This is a genomic window from Parafilimonas sp., from assembly GCF_051953455.1.
GTDB lineage: Bacteria > Bacteroidota > Bacteroidia > Chitinophagales > Chitinophagaceae > Parafilimonas.
In genome coordinates, this window is sequence record NZ_JBQCIT010000021.1 from 21,106 (window position 1) to 39,885 (window position 18,780).

Here is an 18,780-nt window from a genome sequence, read left to right on the forward strand (position 1 = left end):
GGTTTATATTTAAAATTAATGGTTATCCATTTACTTCAAAAATTAAACCTTGTTAAGAAGCGCTAAAAAGCCTGCCTTTACTTCAGGCTACATCAGCTTATATTTGCCGTTTCAATTTTTGAAAATTATATGAAATCAGGCTTTGTAAATATTTTCGGTAAACCAAACGCGGGCAAAAGCACGTTGCTGAATGCATTGGTGGGCGAAAAAATGGCCATTGTATCAAGTAAGGTGCAAACTACAAGGCATCGTATAAAAGCTTTTCTTACCAAGCCTGGTGAATACCAGGTTATTTTTTCGGATACGCCAGGCATCATCGAACCGAAATATAAACTGCATGAGCGCATGATGCAAAGCGTAAAAAGCGCTCTGGAAGACGCTGATATCGCGTTATTGATTGCAGATGCTACAAAAGACCTGGATGAGGCGAAAGAGATTTTTCAAAGCCTTCGTTTAAAAGTCCCATCCATACTTGTGTTGAATAAGGTGGACAAATTAAAGCCGGCACAGGTGGAAGCTGCCATGGAAAATTTCAAACAATCAGCATCGTACAAAAAAATAATCCCGGTTTCTGCGTTAAAACATAGTAATCTTAATGAGCTTTTATCAACTATTATTGAATTATTGCCGGAAGGCGAGGCTTTTTATGACGAGGATGAGTTAACAGATTTACCCACAAAATTCTTTGTAAGTGAAATCATCCGCGAAAAAGTATATGAATTGTTCAGCGAAGAAATTCCGTATCAAACGGCGGTTATCATTAATGAGTATAAAGAGAAAGAATCGCTGATAAAAATACAGGCAGACATAATTGTGCAACGCGAAAGCCAGAAAGCTATTTTATTGGGCGAAGGCGGTAAAATGATTAAAAAGCTTGGCACTTTGGCAAGAACAGAAATTGAAAATTTTCTACAGCAAAAGATATTTTTGCAGCTCTTTATTAAGGTAAAACCTAAATGGAGAGACAATGACTTGAAGCTGAGGGAATACGGGTATTAAAATCAAAATTCAAAAGTAAAAATCCAAAAGCCTGGTTTTTACTTGCAAATTTTATTTCAAAATCAGGAATTATAAAGTCATACAGGGTTTTACTTTTTGGCTTTTTAATTTTTACTTTTTACTAAAAAAATGGGGTTCACAGTAGCAATAACAGGAAGGCCAAATGTTGGCAAAAGCACGTTGTTCAACCGTTTGCTTGAACAGCGCAAAGCCATTGTAGATAATGTAAGCGGCGTTACCCGCGACAGGCAGTATGGCGTTGCCGATTGGAATGGAAAGAATTTTAATGTAATAGATACCGGTGGTTTTGTGCCCGATAGCGAAGATATTTTTGAAACAGAAATTCGCAAGCAGGTTAAAATTGCTATTGAAGAAGCCAATGCGATTATTTTTATGACCGATGTTTCTACCGGCATCACGTCATTGGATGAAAGCATGGCTGAAATATTGCGCCGGTCAACCAAGCCTGTTTTTCTCGCTGTAAATAAAGTTGATAATGCTGAACGGCAATTAGATGCCACAGAGTTTTACAGCCTTGGATTTGATAATATCTTTTTCATCAGCAGCATGAGCGGCAGCGGCAGCGGTGAATTGCTGGATGCCATAACCGAGCTGATACCACCGGAAGATGAAACCGATGAAGCAGCAAACGAAGTGCCCAGGTTTGCTATTATTGGCCAGCCGAATGTTGGCAAATCATCTTTATTGAATGCGTTGGTTGGCAAGGAAAGAACCATTGTAAGTGATATTGCCGGCACAACAAGAGATACCATTCACACACATTATAATTTATTTCAGAAAGATTTCATACTGATCGATACAGCCGGCTTGCGCAAAAAGAATAAAGAAAAAGATGATCTCGAATTTTATTCTGTTATACGCGCTGTAAATGCCATGGATGAAGCCGATGTTTGCCTGCTGGTGCTTGATGCTGAAAAAGGAATTACAGCGCAGGATGTAAATATTTTCTCACTGGCAGCACGAAAAGGTAAAGGCGTTGTTTTGCTAGTGAATAAATGGGATTTGCTTGAAAAATCAACCAATACGGCAAGAGATTATGAAAAGCACCTGAAAGAAAAGATTGCACCATTTACCGATGTGCCGGTGCTGTTTATTTCTGCGAAAGAAAAAACACGCATTTTCCAGGCAATGGAAATTGCATTAAAAGTATATGAAAACCGTAAACGGAGAATTGCCACCAGCAAATTAAATGAAGTTATGCTGAAGGCGGTTGCGGCACATCATGCGCCGGTGGTTCGCGGCAATACGGTTAAAATAAAATACATCATGCAATTGCCAACGGCTGTGCCATCATTCGCATTCTTCACCAATTATCCGGATGATATAAAAACGCCTTATAAAAACTATCTTGAAAACCAATTGCGTGCTTCATTCGATTTTAAAGGCGTACCGGTGAGGATATTTTTCAGGAAGAAGTAGACCTCCGCAAACCGGAATCGCAACCGGCAGTCCATTCACTACCTTTGCCGCATGAACTTAATTGAACGCGACAGGAAATATATATGGCATCCATTCACGCCTCAAAAAAACATGAGCACGCCGGTTGCTATTACAAAGGGAAAAGACAGCTATTTAATAGATGAAAACAACAACGCTTATATTGATGCCATCAGCAGTTGGTGGGTGAATATTCACGGGCATGCAAATGAATACATTGCCCAAAAAATTTATGAACAGGCTTTACAACTGGAACATATCATTTTTGCGGGCTTCACACACGAACCGGCTGTTAAACTTGCTGAAAGATTACTAAACATTCTTCCCGGGAATTTTTCCAAAATATTTTATAGTGATGATGGATCTACTTCAACCGAAGTGGCCATAAAAATGTCAATTCAGTATTGGTGGAATATGCAATCAATGGCTGATGGTCAGCAGTCAGAAAGAAGGATCAAATTACTCGCTTTTAAAAACAGTTACCACGGCGATACATTCGGCGCTATGAGCGTTAGCGACAGGAGTGTTTTTACACTGGCATTTCATGATATATTGCTTGACGTAATTTTTATTGATACACCTGATGAAAATAATATCAGTTCAATAAAAGAGGAAATAGCAAAACATGAAAATTCAATTGCAGCATTTATTTACGAGCCGTTGGTGCAAGGCGCCGGCGGTATTAAAATGTATGATGCAACGCTGCTTGACGAACTCCTTTATTTTATACAGCAAAAAAATATCATTTGCATTGCTGATGAAGTGATGACAGGCTTTGGAAGAACGGGTAAAATGTTTGCCAGCGAATACATGCAAACCAAACCGGACATCATTTGTTTGAGCAAAGGCATAACCGGCGGTGTTATGGCGCTTGGCGTTACAGCCTGCTCAGAAAAAATTTATAAAGCATATATAATAGATGATGCCCGCAAAACATTTTTTCACGGGCATTCGTTTACAGCAAACCCATTAGCTTGCACTGCTGCCAATGCAAATCTTGATTTGTTTGAAAAAAATAATGTGTTGGCGCAAATAGAAAACATCAGTGCGCAAAACCTGGCGTTTGCAGCACAATTGAAACAATTAAATGGTATTAAAAATGTGCGCACGTTAGGTACTATCCTCGCATTTGAAATTATAAAGGGTGATGATGTTTACCTGAACAATATCAGCCAGGTTGTTACAGCAAGGGCATTGGAGAAAGGGGTTTATATCCGCCCGCTTGGCAATACGGTTTACATAATGCCGCCTTATTGTATTACGAACGAAGAGCTTGAAAAAGTGTATGCTGTGCTTACAGAAATTTTGTAGAATCAATCACTATTGAGCGTTCCTTCACAAACGCTTTTCAGTTTGACAAGGCTTACTTCCATAGATGGCCCAAAAACTTTATCGTGCAGCATGGCACTTAATCTTTCCCATGGATACCATTTAAGTTTTTGCTGAAAGCTCCAGTTGATTACTGTGTTACCGTTTGAATTATCGCGTAATTCGAGATTATTTAATTGCTTGCCGCCACTACTGCCTTCCCAGAAAGTAGTTATGTGTTTAGTATCAACAGAAATTATAGTAATCGTAAAAGAGCCTAGTAAAATTTTAGAATCTTTATCAGTTGCAGAACTGGTGAGTTGTTTAAAATAAGCTGTATCAGCTCCATTAATCCAATATTTCCAATGGGCAATATTATTAGTGTAATAATGAATGGTATCGGCAGGTGCATTTATTTCAACAGAGCGAAAAACAGTTACGGAAGAAGGCATTAATAAACCTATAAGCGTGAGCAGTATAAATAATATTAAAAGGCCCCCAAAAACAATTTTTATATAACGCATAAAAAATTAAAGCTGCAAAGTAACAGTGAATGGTTTGTGTTGCTGCTTAATAAAACATAAATTATTTGAGTAATGATGAAGACGATGGTAAAATGCGCTGCACCAAAAAGCTTATGCATAAAACAGCAACAGCGCCAACTACATTAAGCCAGAGAAAGCCGAGTCCAATAACATTATTGTTATCAAGTATAAATAAAATAACAACAATTATTTCCGATATAACCGATGACCAGAATACGGCAGTACCCTTTATTTTTTTGCAATAAAATGCAACCAGGAAAATACCGAGTATAACGCCATAAAACAAGGAGCCAAGCACATTCACCGCTTCAATTAAACTACCCATGCGGTTAGCAAATTCCGCTATCACAATGCAAAAAACACCCCACCCAAAAGTCAGCCATTTAGAAATACGGTAGCGTTTCTCATCTTCATAATCTGATATTTCAGGATGCTGATGATGCTTTTTTAAACGCATGTAAAAATCAATCATCGTGCAGCTTGCCAGCGAATTTAACGCTGCTGCAATTGAACCCCACGAGGCAAGAAAAATGATTGCTATTAATAAACCAACAAGGCCTTTTGGTAAATTCTCTGTAACAAAGCGCAGAAAAATGTAATTGGTGTCATTGATATCTGCCGCCGGGTCAGCTTTTGACAGAACTGTTTTATAATGGCTGCGCAATTCATTGGCCTGCATATTCAGTTGCTGCAGTTGAAGTTTTAAGTTAGCTGCAGTTGCTTCATCATTTTTGTTTAACGCTTCAGCATAACCTGCCGCCGTATTTTTTTGCCTGGCATTTACATCATTAAATGCCGATGATATGGCCTTGAGCGAATCATTATAAGGCGCAGCATAAGTTTTTGTTTCAGCCGTTTTATTAAAGAACACCGGCGATGGCTGAAACTGATAAAACACAAACAACAATGCACCTAATAATAAGATCAAAAATTGCATGGGTACTTTTACCAGGCCGTTCATTAACAAGCTCAGTTTGCTTTGCGTATTATTTTTAGCGGTAAGATATCTTCCCACCTGGCTATGATCTGTCCCAAAATAACTGAGTGCTAAAAAAAAGCCGCCTATCACACCACTAATAAGGTTGTATTTATCTTTCCAAACGAATCCATCGCCTTCAAAGCCCGTTGTTATTACATTAAGCTTTCCTGAAGCACCGCTTATTTTTAAAGCATCTGTAAATCCTATATTTTGCGGCAGCAGGTGAACAATATAATAACCTGCAATACACATGGCCGTTATTATAATTATCAATTGCAGTTGTTGTGTATAAGCAACAGCCTTGGCGCCGCCACTTACCGTATAAATTATAAGAATACCGCCCATTAAAATGTTGGTATAAAAAATATTCCACCCAAATAATGAAGACAGGATAATAGAAGGGGCATAAACACTGATACCCGTGGAGAACCCACGTGAAAGCAAAAACAATGCAGCCGTAAAAGTTCTTGTTTTTAAATCGAACCGCTGCTCTAAAAATTCATACGGCGTAAATACTTTCAGCTTTGAAAACACAGGCACGAACGTTATGCACAATATCACCATCGCTATGGGAAGCCCGAAATAATATTGTACAAAACGCATTCCGTCTGTAAATGCCTGGCCAGGTGCAGACAAAAAGGTTATCGCACTTGCCTGCGTACCCATTATACTGAGCAGCACAAGCCACCAGGGCATGCTGCGGTTATTTAAAAAATAACCTTCAAGATTGCGGCTGGTGCGGCTTTTATACAAGCCATACACAACAATTAACAGCAGTGTAGCAACGAGTACTATCCAGTCGGCACTACTCATGAAAAATAATGTGTAAACCAGGTAAAGAAAATAATAAGCAATACCAGCACCGCTATTACCAAAATATACCAGGAACGCCAGCTTTTAAATAATGGTATTTTAGGTTTTGTTTGCATGGTGGTTAAATTACGGGTAAATATAAAGGAAGTTACATTCTTTATGTAGCCGGCAACTGGCACTTTGTTGCAGTATTCTTATACAATTTATTCCGATGACATCGGAATTCCCTTTAACTATATATATTTCGTGGCAACTATAAGTGCAATAAAGAAGCTGCATATTATTTCACAGGCTGCTTTCCGCTTCTTTTCAACGCTTCATTCGCAAAGTTCAGCAACACATCAGAAGGCAGGTAACCTGCTGTTATTAATACAGGTTTTCCTGAGGCATCGGCAACAATCAATGTAGGGTAGCCTTCAATGGCATATTTTTCTGCAAGGCCAGGCCCCACTCCTTTTTCACCATCAACAGAAACGTTTATAAAGTTCTTATTGAAAAATTCGCCCACTTTAGCGTCTGTAAAAGTGTATTGTTTCAGCATTTTGCAGGGTCCGCACCATGTTGCATAAATATCAAGAAACACAAGCTTGTTTTGAGTTTGCGCAGTTTTTAAAGCTTTCTCCCAATCCTGTTCTATAAATGTTATGCCGCCATCTTTTTTAACTTCTGCATCTTTTGATAAAGAACAATTTATTTCATTGCTGATAATACTTGGTGAAACAAAGCTGGTTGTAATAAGCCCTATTGCGGCAAGCAAAATATAAAGTGGTGCTGATTTCATTTATACAAGTTTGTTTTTCAATGACCCCGGTAAAAAAGACATTATAGATATTTCCTTATATTGAAAGGCTTTACAGACCCTGCATTAATTCAGCGAAATAAAAATTAAATTTTCAGAATAAAAAGCTAATTCGATTCCTGTTCTTCTTTCTTCTTTTTGAAGTTAGGGATCATAATATGAAAAGTTGTACCCTGGCCATAAGCTGAGGCTACGGAAATGTCGCCGCCAATTCTTGAAAGCGCTTCTTTAACAATGTACAAGCCAATACCAAGCCCATTTACATGCGTGGTACTGCGAAAAAACATTTTGAATATATTGTTTAAATGCTCCTCCACTATCCCGATGCCATTGTCTGCGATTTCTATCTGTACCTTATATTCATCAACCTTAACGGAAACCTCAACTTTCGGCGCTTCGGTACTTGGTTTTGAGTATTTAACCGCATTGGAAAGCAGGTTATCCATGATGATGGATACACGGAAGGGATCATTAAAAAATACCATTTGCTGGTCAACATTAAGCACGAATTCAACAGATGGCTTTTGCATGCGGCAAATTGCAATGGTTTCCGAAAGCATGCTCTCAAAATCTATTTCCGCATATTCATCTTCTACCCGTATACTCTTATAATATTCTATTATTTTCTGGATAAAGGCATCCATCTTATTCACGCAAGTTTCTATCATGCCCAAATAATTATTGGGGTCATCAACAGAATTTTCCATGCGGGCAAGGTTTATAATGCCCATGGCGGAAGCAAGAGGTGAACGCAAGTCATGCGATGTGCTGTAAACAAAACGGTTGAGTTCATCGTTTGTTTTTTGAAGTTCACTCACCTTTCTTTTTAACTGCAGCCTTGTTGTATATAATTCGAAAGCATTTTGAACCGCATTTTGCAATTCAAACTCGTCCCAGGGCTTTTTTATGTAACGGAATATTTCACCTTCATTAATGGCATTGATAATGGCTTCTGCATCTGTATAACCGGTTAGCAAAATACGAACGGGATCAGGAAAGGCTTTGCGGATAACCTGGAAAAATTCTACGCCTGTTGATTGCGGCATCCGCTGATCGCATATGATTACCTGGATGTCTTTTTCGTCGTTTAAAATGCTCATTCCCTCTGCAGAAGAAGATGCAATAAATATTTTGTATTTACGGCGAAAGCTGGCCTGGAATGCAAGCAAATTATTTAACTCATCATCAATATATAAAACCCTGATTTTTTTATCTTCAGCAAACATAGTATGGTTTTTCACAGTTTTTAGGGTTAATCATCGCCCTTATATTTAAGGGGTAAAGTTATTATAAATTCAGCACCATTGCCGGGCGAAGAATTAATATTTATTTTTCCAAAATGCTTTTGAATAATTTTAAAAACAATGGCCATGCCGAGGCCTGTTCCTTCCCCAACATCTTTTGTTGTAAAAAATGGCTCAAAAATTCTGTGTTTTGTTGCTTCCTCCATGCCTGGGCCGGAGTCTTTAATTGAAATTTCAATACAGCCTTCTTCCGTATCTCTTGTTTTAATAGTGATTACTTCATCTTCCTTTACAGCCTTTTGTTTTATCGCCTGTATTGCGTTGGTAATAATATTCATAAAAACCTGGTTCAGCTTACCGGGAAAACATTCTATCACACCTTCCGCATTAAACTCCTTAACCACTTTTATATAATAAGGAATAGTATTCTTAAGCAGCACGATTGTAGATAATATTCCGTCGTGCACATTTACGGTTTTTAACGAAGCTTCGTCAATTCTGCTGAAGGTGCGCAGGCCGCGTACAATTTCTGCCGTGCGTTCTGCACCTTCTTCAATACCCGCTATCAGGTTTTCGATCTCACCCTTTACATAAGTGATGTCAATTTCGTCTTTTAAATTTTTTATTTTATCGAGACTGGATTTAAAATTAGTATCATCTTTTAATGAATGCAATTCACCGTATGCATTTAATACTTCCAGCAAATCCTGGATGTCAAGTCTTAAGGGATTTATATTCGACTTAACAAAATTAATAGGATTATTTATTTCATGTGCAATGCCTGCTGTAAGCTGGCCCAATGAAGCCATTTTCTCTGCTTCTACCAGTTGTGTTTGTGCATCTTTAAGGTTAATCAGCGCTTCATTAAGATGATGATTGGCGTTTTGCAATTCTGCCGTTCTTTTAGATACTTTTTCTTCCAGTATAATATTCTGTTCGTTTACGAGGCGCTCATTCTTGCGGGATTGTTCCAGTGCCTCGGCCTGCGATTGGTCTTTTTCTTTTTTCAGCACGTTTATTTTATCAGCAAGCGCTATGGAAAGCAATACGGTTTCTATAGCAGAGCCTATATACAGAATATAATTCGTGAAATAATTAGCAGGTAATATATCTGAATTTCTAAGACTGAAAATAAGCAACCCCGTTAGAAACAATACCCACGAAACAGCATAAAATGTAGCGGGCCTATAGCCTTTAAACATAATAATAAATGCGGCAACAATAGCTACGATACTTACTACAACCTGCAAAAAAACAATCAGAAAATAACTGATTGAATTGAAGTGCATAAAACTGGCTATTATTGATATGAATGAGGCAACTAGTATTACGATAAATATTTTATGAATAAACGGCGTGTAAAATTTTGTTCTTAAAAAGTTCATGGAAAACATCACACCTGATATTATAGCCATGGATGAGGAAACAGGAACTGCATAATAATTAATCCATGGGTTATTAAGCCACACAAATTTAAATAAGAAACCAGCGAGGGTAAACTGCGCAAACCCCAGAAAGAAAATGTAAAATATATACAGAATATAGCCCCGGTCAACGGTTACAAAATAGAGAAAGAGGTTGTAAAAAAATATAGCTAATAAAATTCCAAAGTAAGTAGTAATAATGTTCAGTTTTTTGTTTGACTGCTCAACCACTTTACCATAGGAACCTACATAAATATCCAGCACTGCCGGGTGCGAACTTTCGATATGGCCATAATAGGTAATATCAGAATTTGGACCCTGTTGTAAGTTGACTATGTAATTCGGCAGCTCGCTTTTATTCTGCTGCATCAATGCATTTCCGCCCGTGTAAATTTTAACCAGCTTGCCGGCAGAATCTTTATAGAGCGTTATAACTGATGTGTTTGGATGATCAAAATTAAGATAGGCAATACTGCCTGATTGGTTGAGCACAGAAAATCTGATCCATATATTCACATCCAATGACGAAAACACCGGCATTTTTCTGGTACTGGTGTAAAATTCCTTCGCATCAATTACATTACTGCTGTTATACTTTTTATTGCTGTTATTAAGTATTTCGAGATACCCTCCCAGTTTTTGGACATTTGTTTCATTGGTTAAAACAATGTCACCCGCAAAAATTCTTGTAACAATAAAGAGAAAAGCTATACAAATGCAAACCCGCTTTATGCACATCGGTTTATAAGATATTAAATATTACTGTAAATTGTAAAGAAAGTACTTATTCAGTAAGTATAAAAAGGTTCGTAAAAAATAATATTTTACTTCAGCTATACTATACCACATTAAATTCATTTTTTTTAATTCCTTTAACCTCAAGCTCATAATGCACTCTAACGGTTAGGTTCTTGAATGGGGATTTTTCTTCGTGCACACTGGAAAGGTTTTCACGCATCCAGAACATTTTTACCCGTTCACGTGGATGGGCTTTGTTTAAAGTAAGTGGGTCTTCCAAAAAGATAATGGTTGCCAGCAAATCAATTTTGGGATAATAAAATGTGCCCTGGTTGCCCACTTCCGTAAATACCCTGGCGCCAATCCACTGGTTAAATCTTAATGTAACCGGCGAGCATAAACTAAACAGGGAACCTAAGCCCAATTGGTTAAGAATAACAATAGAAGCCCTTGAAGGAAAATAGCTTCCTATGCCAAGGCCTGCCACTTCAATTGAATTCCATAAACCGCACAATTCCGCGGTACCCGTTCTTGAATACTGCTTTATGTAGTCATAAATCTTGGGGTCCATATCGCCCGTAGCCGTTTCCAGCGGCAGGGGGTCAATACCATTGGCAATATGAATACGGGCGCCGCCATATAATTTTTGCCTGTCAATCGATTCTACTACAATAACAATAACAGAAGGGCTATCTATCCATGCATTGGTTGAAGATGTTACTTTTTGAATGCCATGATTTTCCAATACTTTTTGATGCCCTAAAACAAACTTTATACATGTTTCTTTATCATCGGTGGCTCTAAAAGCCCTGATTCTTACTTCTGTTTCCATCAGAGAGTTAAAAATTCAATTGCGAAATATTAATTAATCGGTACTTATGAAAAATTTTTTAAGCAGTAACTTCAGAATATTTACAATTACGCTATATTTTGCGATAATAAAAAAAATATCTTTTATTCAGTAACTTTATCCTTGTTCCAATAATCCTTTTTAAAACCAAAGCAACATGAATGACAAAAAAATAAATTTATTGTACATAGATGATGAACCACATAATCTTATAGCATTCAAAGCTGCATTCCGGCGCGATTTCAATATTTTCATTGCTGACTCTGCTTCTGAAGCCCGCAAAATAATAGACGAAAACGACATTCACGTTATTTTAAGCGATCAACGTATGCCCGTAGTAACAGGCATAGAGTTTTTTGAATCAATTTTAGAAACACATCCCGAGCCTATCCGTATTTTAATAACCGGGTATACAGATATAAACGCTGTAATTGATGCCATCAACCGCGGCCAGGTTTACAAATACCTTACCAAGCCCTGGAATGAAAATGATATTCGCATTTTTGTAAGAACTGCTCACGAAGTTTTTATGTTACGCAGGGAAAATGCAGAACTTACCCAAAAGCTTATGGTTGCAAATGGCAAGCTGGAATTTTTAGCCCGCCAAAGCCTTCTTTCCTAAACAAACTGCCGCACTGTCAGTTTGTTAACAGCATTTTAGTTGTTCACATAGCTTAATAAGTCATTAAGTTATTAAAATGAGATTTGGGCTTATTTTTGTTCATATTAGCTCACATAAAAACAATTATATGGCACTTGAATTTACAGATACGAACTTTGAAACAGATGTTCTGAAGAGCGATAAATTAACTGTAGTTGACTTTTGGGCTGAATGGTGTGGCCCCTGCCGTGCAATCGGCCCTGTTATTGAAGAACTGTCAAAAGATTATGCAGGAAAGGTAAATGTTGGAAAAGTAAATGTTGACCTTAATCCTAACATAAGCATGAACTATGGTATTACTTCTATTCCGGCAATTTTATTTATTAAAGGGGGTAAAGTTGTTGACAAACAAATTGGTGCAGTTCCAAAATCTATACTGGATAAAAAAATACAGGCAAACCTGTAATTAATTCTTTCTTTACAAAGAAAGGCTGCTGCAAGGCGGCCTTTTTTGTTTTAAATAATCTGGTCATAAGATAAAGATTTCGTTAACTTATTTTAATTTGAGCGCTTAAACCGCAACTTTAATGCAACGATTACAGGGCCTTGCAGGCATTGTACTAATTCTTGGTTTAGCCTACCTCGTATCAAATAATAAAAAGAAGATTAATTACAGGCTTGTGTTAAGCGGGGTTGCTTTGCAGGTTACTATTGCCATATTGGTATTCAAAGTTCCTTTTATTGGTAATTTTTTTCAATGGCTCGGGCATGGCATGGGCAGGCTTGAAACATTTGCAAGGCAGGGTGCATCATTCGTTTATTCCGGTATAAACGTAACCCAGCCCGATGGAAGCGCCGCAGATTATCTTAAAGGCGGTTTTGTATTTGCCTTTAATGTTACGGCAACTATTATATTGGTTTGCGCAATCGTGGCGGTGTTATATCATTTTAATATTATGCAGCACATAGTATCGCTTATTGCGCGGGCCATGAACTATGTAATGCGGGTTAGCGGCGCTGAGGCCCTCAGCAATGTAGCCAGCGCTTTTGTGGGCCAGGTGGAGGCACAGGTAATGATTCGCCCCTATTTAAAAGGTATGACAAAAAGTGAACTGCTGGCAAGCATGAGCGGCAGCCTTGCCTGTATTGCCGGAGGTATAATGGTGGTATATGCAAATATGGGCGCACAGGCCGGGCTTGACCTTGCGCCAAAACTTATAACTGCCAGTTTAATGGCAGCGCCCGGCGCACTGGTAATTTCAAAAATTGTTTTTCCCGAAACGGAAGAAAGCGAAACTTACGGGCGTGTAAAACTGGAAGTACACAGTACCTACACAAATGTGATTGATGCCATTTCGCATGGAGCGGCAGATGGTTTTAAAATCGCCATGAATGTTATCGCCATGCTGATTGGCTTTATTGCTGTGATCGCCTTATTGGATTATATGTTGCTGCATATAGGCCATTTATTTAATAAAGATTTTGACCTTACACTAAATTATATTTTCAGCAAGATATTCTATCCTTTTGCCTGGAGCATGGGCGTACCGGCGCAGGATGTAAACAATGCCGCCACACTTTTAGGCCAGAAATTGACCATTAATGAATTTGTAGCTTTTCAAAACCTCACTAATAAATCCGTTCCCATTTTAACAGACAAAGGCTTGCTTATCATTAGCATTGCCATTTGCGGATTTGCCAATTTCAGCAGTGTGGGCATGCAAATTGGCGGGATTGGTGCGCTTGCGCCTGAAAGAAGGACTGACTTAGCCAAATTGGGATTAAAAGCATTGTTCTGCGGCACTTTAGCATCTTACTTGTCAGCCACTATTGCAGGAATTTTAATGTAACTTATTAGTTATCAAATCCTAAACTTATTCAATAGGTTACTTTTTTCCATTTTCGGTATTAATGTGTACGAAATACACCGTACGATTGATTGCATCAGTTTCTTTGAGATTGATGCTTTCTTTTTATAAGGACAAATAAAACGCGAATAATTATGAACAAAATAAAAGACATCGCAATTATTGCTTCACCCGATAATAAAACCGATCTTATCGAATGGTCTTATTTTAATAAAGAAGCACTTGCGAAACATCAAATACTGGCATTGGGTAGTACCGCAAACATTCTCGAAGGCACATTAAATAAAAAAGTAAATGTTTTAGAATCAGGAAAGCCCGGAGAGTATTCAGCTTTGCGTAATCTTATAGAAGAAAATAAAGTTGACGCTGTGATAATTTTTGATGACGCCGGAGAAATCATGCATAACAGGAGCTTATATAGTATTATGGAAACGGCAATTAGAAATAACATCATCATTGCAACAAACAGAACAACTGCTGATTTTGTGATCACTTCGAAATTGATTGATAATGAGTATAAAATCAGCACAGATGAAAAAAAAATAACCGATAAAAACACTTTTGCAGTGTCTAAAACATACCCGCTGGCAAAAGCGAGCTGAACATCTATATAGGGGTCTTTTATGAACATTACACTTTCAGCAAACAGTCGTGCACACAGAATAGCAATAAGCGTATTCTTTTTTATAGCCGGGCTTGTGAGTGCGAGCTGGGCAAGCAGGATACCGGATGTAAAAATGAGCCTTCAATTAAACGAAGCAGCTTTGGGAGGCGTTCTTTTTGCTGTTCCTGCCGGGCAGATTGTTAGCCTTCCTTTATCAGGCTGGCTCATTTCCAAATTTGGCAGCAGGCAATTATTGATTTATGTATCAATATTCTTTCCGCTCACTTTGGTTATGATTTCGCTGGCAGCATCAACCTGGCAACTGGTTGGCGTACTATTCTTTTTCGGTTTCTGGGGCAATCTTTTTAATATTTCTATGAACACGCAGGCCGTGGCCATTGAATCGTTATATGGAAGATCAATCATGGCTTCATTTCATGGCCTGTGGAGCCTTGCCGGGTTTACGGGCGCTGCTTTGGGTAACTTTTTTGTATCTGGAAAGATATCCCCGCTTATACATTTTTCAATTATAGCCATTTTAGTTTCATTGCTGGTTTCATTTTTTTACAAATACACTTTACCGCAACATAACACAGCAACTAAACAAAAGGAGGCGCTTTTTGTAAAACCTGATAAACGCATATTGTTATTAGGCTTCATTGGTTTTTGCTGTATGATTTGCGAAGGCTGTATGGCCGACTGGAGCGGTATTTATTTTCATGAGGTTATCCATTCACCTGTAAAATACATAACGCTCGGCTATGTGGCATTTATGGCCACTATGGCAACCGGCAGGTTTATTGGAGACAAGCTTATTACAAAATTTGGCGTTGAAAAAATATTGCAGTTAAGCGGTGTCTTTATTGCTTCCGGCTTTGCTTTGATAATTTTATTTCCGGCTTTGCAAATAGCTATAACGGGCTGTTTGCTGGTGGGCTTTGGCGTTTCGTGCGTGGTGCCGCTTGTATATGCGGTGGCAGGGAAATTAAAAGGTATATCGCCGCAGTTTGCACTGGCAGCCGTTTCCACCATTAGTTTTCTTGGCTTTTTAATTGGCCCGCCTGTAATTGGTTTTATTGCCCAGGCGTCAAATTTAAGGTGGTCATTTGCCGTGGTTGCAATACTTGGCTTTTGCACAACTTTACTGGCCGGCAGAATAAAAAAGGTGATTGATTTTTAATTATTTCAGAGGTGGCTGGTGCCGCCTCCATTGTTTATTAAACATTCCTGCATTATCTTTCGCCCATAACAAAAATATTTCATCCAATATGAATGATTTACTGAAAATCTCCATTGAAGCGGCAATCAATGCCGGCAAAAAAATCCTGGAAGTTTATGAAAACGAGTTTGAAGTAGAAACCAAAACCGACAACTCACCGCTAACCGAAGCTGATAAAAGAAGCCATCATGCAATTAAAGATGCTTTGGAACCGCTTAATATTGACCTGTTAAGTGAAGAAGGTAAACTGCTCTCCTATGAAGAAAGAAAAAACTGGAAAAAATTCTGGCTGATAGATCCGCTTGATGGCACAAAAGAATTTATTAAACGCAATGGAGAGTTCACCGTAAATATAGCACTTGTTGAAAACGGTTACCCGGTTGCAGGCGTTGTGCACGTGCCGGTTACAGGCAAAACTTATTATGGTTCAGCAGAAGCGGGCAGCTTTGCATTTACTTATGATCCTCATTCTTCCGCTTCAATTGAAGATTATATTAACAGCGCATCAAAACTTCCGGATGCCCAGGCGCCGGCGGTTTATACAGTGGTAGCCAGCCGCAGTCATAATACGCCGGAAACAGAGAATTTTATTGAAGAAAAAAGAAAACAACATGGCCAGGTTGAGTGTATCAGTTCGGGGAGTTCCATTAAATTGTGTTTGGTGGCAGAAGGCAAAGCAAATGTGTATCCGCGCCTTGCGCCCACTATGGAATGGGATACTGCTGCGGGCCATGCAGTTGCCAAATTCGCTGGTTGCAATGTTTATAATTCTGAAACCGGCAAAGAGCTGGAGTATAATAAAGAAAATCTTTTGAATCCGTGGTTTGTGGTTGAACGCAATTAATCAGTAACAAACAACTGCTGCATGAGTGAAAAACAGGCGCCGTTTCCTAACGCCTTTTTAATAGGTATACAAAAGGCGGGCACTACAACTTTAAATGACTGGATCAGCCAGCATCCGCAGGTGTATTGCTATAATTCTTTAAAGGATATACCGCTTTTTGTAAAGTTTCCGGAACCTGATAAACTTAATAAACGTTTATTGCTCGAAACACCTGCGTATCAAAATGAGCCTGTCGTTTTTCATGCTGCAGTAAATTATATTTTCTATCCATCATTATTGCAGCAGATTGCCGCAAAACAGCCTGCTGCAAAGCTTTTACTCATATTACGCAATCCCGTGGCAAGGGCTATCTCTTCTTATTTTTATTTCAGGAAGATGATTCGCGAAACCAGGGATATAGAAACAGCGCTTATTTATCAAGCCAAAAAGGATTTTGAAATAACAAGGGATAACAACGATTTTACTTATATAGAACATGGGTTTTATTATGAACAGTTGAAAAACTGCCTTCAATATTTTTCAAAAGAACAATTACTGGTACTGGATTATGATGAGTTGAAAAATAATCCGGGAAAACTTTTACAGGAAGTCTTTCATTTTTTAAATATTGATGAAACCTTTAAGCCAGACCTAACTGCAAAAAATATTACCGGTGAGTTAAAAAGTAAATATTTACAACAAAGACTTGTAAATAAAAGTGGCTTTCGCAAATGGGTTGTTGATAAGCTGATTGATCCCTGGTTGCCGGTTAATAAAAGAAAATTGCTGAAGAATAAAATGTTTGAGATGAATACATCAAAAACAGCCAGGCAGCCCGCTGACATTTTTGTGGAAGAAGAAACATTAAGAAAAATAAGAGAAAGGTTAACTGAATTTTATTTGCACGATACAACCAAACTTGACGAATTACTTAACACAAATTTTTTTTCAAAATGGTTTGCGCATAATACAATACCTAAAGAATAACCAGGCTGCTTATGTATAAAATAGTTCAAATGGTGCCTGCATTAGGCTGGGGCGGAGCGCAGGTTTTTTGCATTCAGTTATGTAATGAATTTGCAAAAAAAGATGGTTATGAAGTTACATTAATTTCAATGTACCATCACGATCCTCAAAAACATCTCCCGCTTTCCATGCTTAATGAGAAAGTGAAGTTCATCACACTCGGCAAAAAACCTGGCATTGATCCTTCCATGTTTTTAAAGATTTATAAAACGCTTAAAAACATCAGGCCCGATGTGGTGCACACACATTTGCATGCCGGCTATTATTGCTTTTACACTTACCTGCGTTTAAAATATTCTTATAAGAGAGTTCACACATTGCATAACCTGGCAAAGGAGGATGCACCTCCGCATGGCCGTAAAATGTTTAAGTATTTTTTCAAGAGAAATATTATTGAAGCAGTAACCATATCTGAAGAAGTACATAAAAGCGCACTTGAAGAATATGGCGCTTATATTAAAACACTCATTCCAAACGGGTCGGATGAAGTTAAGCCTACGGCAGCCTTGCAGGAAACAACTCAAAAAATAAACAGTTTAAAAAAAGACAGCCACACAAAAGTTTTACTGAATGTAGCGAGGATAACAAAGCAAAAGAATCAGAAACTATTGCTTGATGTGATGCGCAACCTTACAGGTGAAAATGTTATCGCTGTTATTTTAGGCGATTATGTTGCCGATGATAAAACCGTTTATGATGAGCTTATTGCCAATAAACCTCCCAACGTTTATTTTTTAGGTAAAGTTGCCAACGTAAGCGATTACTATTTAAATGCAGATGCCTTTGTGCTTACATCAATTTTTGAAGGCCTGCCGATAAGCCTGCTCGAAGCCTTATCCGCCGGTGTGGTGCCGGTTTGCACACCCGTTGGCGGTATTATTAATATTGTAACGAAAAATATAGGTTTCTTAAGCGATGATATAAGCGAAGCATCATTTCTGCAGGCATTGAAAAATTATCTTCATTCGGATGAAGCAATTATTCAAACTTTAAAAAGCAACGGGAAGGCATTATATAATAAAGAATATAGTATGCAGAGCTGTGCTGATAAGTATAATGTACTGTATCATTCAGCATAATTGTATTGATGATTAATATTGTTTTGAGAAAAAGCATTGGCAGGGTTTGAGTTTTAAAAAAAATTAAATTTCTTTGCACCTTCTTTTGAAGGGCTGAGAAAATCTTGGCTCATTTCATTTAAATTTTAATAAGAGGTTTACCCTCTTACATGCAATTAAATCTATGAAGCCTCGAGATTACCGGATGTTTACCTCAACGTATGCTATCAATCACAATTATTAAAAACAAAACATCACTTAAAAAATCAAACATTAAACACTGTTAATTATGAAAATAGTTGTAGTAGGTACAGGATATGTTGGACTTGTAACCGGTGCATGCCTTGCGGAAGTAGGCACCGAAGTTATTTGCATAGATGTAAACAAAGAAAAGATAACCAACCTCCAAAAAGGCATTCTGCCC

Annotated in this window: 17 protein-coding genes and 1 pseudogene; 12 read left to right on the plus strand and 6 right to left on the minus strand. The window is 38.0% G+C overall.

Annotated features, from left to right (window positions below):
- The first annotated feature begins 129 nt into the window (after positions 1 to 129).
- From era to bioA, 3 genes are all read left to right on the plus strand, one after another.
- On the plus strand, positions 130 to 999 hold the full coding sequence (era, locus tag ACTHN6_RS08555) for a GTPase Era (protein WP_440435330.1): 870 nt from the start codon (positions 130 to 132) through the stop codon (positions 997 to 999).
- Between the two features lie 129 nt (positions 1,000 to 1,128).
- A complete protein-coding gene (der, locus tag ACTHN6_RS08560; RefSeq protein ID WP_440435331.1) occupies positions 1,129 to 2,439 on the plus strand; it encodes a ribosome biogenesis GTPase Der in 1,311 nt (436 codons plus the stop codon).
- Positions 2,440 to 2,490: 51 nt separating this feature from the next.
- Positions 2,491 to 3,768 carry an adenosylmethionine--8-amino-7-oxononanoate transaminase gene (bioA, locus tag ACTHN6_RS08565; RefSeq protein ID WP_440435332.1) on the plus strand — a complete coding sequence of 426 codons (1,278 nt, stop codon included), beginning with the start codon at positions 2,491 to 2,493 and terminating at the stop codon, positions 3,766 to 3,768.
- Between the two features lie 2 nt (positions 3,769 to 3,770).
- Here the strand turns inward: bioA and ACTHN6_RS08570 are convergent, their stop codons facing one another.
- From ACTHN6_RS08570 to ACTHN6_RS08595, 6 genes are all read right to left on the minus strand, one after another.
- Positions 3,771 to 4,289: a hypothetical protein gene (locus ACTHN6_RS08570; RefSeq protein WP_440435333.1), complete on the minus strand. Its 519-nt coding sequence runs from the start codon at positions 4,287 to 4,289 to the stop codon at positions 3,771 to 3,773.
- Between the two features lie 61 nt (positions 4,290 to 4,350).
- Positions 4,351 to 6,102 (minus strand): sodium:solute symporter, encoded by a 1,752-nt coding sequence (locus ACTHN6_RS08575; protein WP_440435334.1) that lies wholly within the window; start codon positions 6,100 to 6,102, stop codon positions 4,351 to 4,353.
- A 280-nt stretch (positions 6,103 to 6,382) separates the two neighbouring features.
- Positions 6,383 to 6,883, minus strand: a complete 501-nt coding sequence (locus tag ACTHN6_RS08580; RefSeq protein ID WP_440435335.1) for a thioredoxin family protein — start codon at positions 6,881 to 6,883, stop codon at positions 6,383 to 6,385.
- Between the two features lie 125 nt (positions 6,884 to 7,008).
- Positions 7,009 to 8,127: a hybrid sensor histidine kinase/response regulator gene (locus ACTHN6_RS08585; protein WP_440435336.1), complete on the minus strand. Its 1,119-nt coding sequence runs from the start codon at positions 8,125 to 8,127 to the stop codon at positions 7,009 to 7,011.
- 26 nt (positions 8,128 to 8,153) lie between these two features.
- A complete protein-coding gene (locus ACTHN6_RS08590) occupies positions 8,154 to 10,307 on the minus strand; it encodes a sensor histidine kinase (RefSeq protein ID WP_440435337.1) in 2,154 nt (717 codons plus the stop codon).
- 100 nt (positions 10,308 to 10,407) lie between these two features.
- On the minus strand, positions 10,408 to 11,139 hold the full coding sequence (locus ACTHN6_RS08595) for a hypothetical protein (RefSeq protein WP_440435338.1): 732 nt from the start codon (positions 11,137 to 11,139) through the stop codon (positions 10,408 to 10,410).
- Between the two features lie 175 nt (positions 11,140 to 11,314).
- On the opposite strand from ACTHN6_RS08595, the gene ACTHN6_RS08600 reads away from it, so the two are divergent.
- From ACTHN6_RS08600 to ACTHN6_RS08640, 9 genes and pseudogenes are all read left to right on the plus strand, one after another.
- A complete protein-coding gene (locus ACTHN6_RS08600) occupies positions 11,315 to 11,779 on the plus strand; it encodes a response regulator (protein WP_440435339.1) in 465 nt (154 codons plus the stop codon).
- A 127-nt stretch (positions 11,780 to 11,906) separates the two neighbouring features.
- Entirely contained in the window at positions 11,907 to 12,224 is a 318-nt protein-coding gene (trxA, locus tag ACTHN6_RS08605) for a thioredoxin (protein WP_440435340.1), read from the plus strand.
- 121 nt (positions 12,225 to 12,345) lie between these two features.
- Complete coding sequence (locus tag ACTHN6_RS08610) at positions 12,346 to 13,608, plus strand: NupC/NupG family nucleoside CNT transporter (protein WP_440435341.1); 1,263 nt, start codon at positions 12,346 to 12,348, stop codon at positions 13,606 to 13,608.
- 152 nt (positions 13,609 to 13,760) lie between these two features.
- Complete coding sequence (locus ACTHN6_RS08615) at positions 13,761 to 14,228, plus strand: methylglyoxal synthase (RefSeq protein WP_440435342.1); 468 nt, start codon at positions 13,761 to 13,763, stop codon at positions 14,226 to 14,228.
- A gap of 21 nt (positions 14,229 to 14,249) precedes the next feature.
- Positions 14,250 to 15,410: an MFS transporter gene (locus ACTHN6_RS08620; protein ID WP_440435343.1), complete on the plus strand. Its 1,161-nt coding sequence runs from the start codon at positions 14,250 to 14,252 to the stop codon at positions 15,408 to 15,410.
- 88 nt (positions 15,411 to 15,498) lie between these two features.
- Positions 15,499 to 16,293 (plus strand): 3'(2'),5'-bisphosphate nucleotidase CysQ, encoded by a 795-nt coding sequence (gene cysQ / locus ACTHN6_RS08625; RefSeq protein ID WP_440435344.1) that lies wholly within the window; start codon positions 15,499 to 15,501, stop codon positions 16,291 to 16,293.
- Between the two features lie 21 nt (positions 16,294 to 16,314).
- Entirely contained in the window at positions 16,315 to 17,259 is a 945-nt protein-coding gene (locus ACTHN6_RS08630; protein ID WP_440435345.1) for a sulfotransferase domain-containing protein, read from the plus strand.
- Between the two features lie 11 nt (positions 17,260 to 17,270).
- On the plus strand, positions 17,271 to 18,377 hold the full coding sequence (locus tag ACTHN6_RS08635; protein WP_440435347.1) for a glycosyltransferase family 4 protein: 1,107 nt from the start codon (positions 17,271 to 17,273) through the stop codon (positions 18,375 to 18,377).
- Positions 18,378 to 18,645: 268 nt separating this feature from the next.
- Positions 18,646 to 18,780 (plus strand): annotated as a pseudogene (locus ACTHN6_RS08640) (UDP-glucose 6-dehydrogenase); the annotation flags it as partial.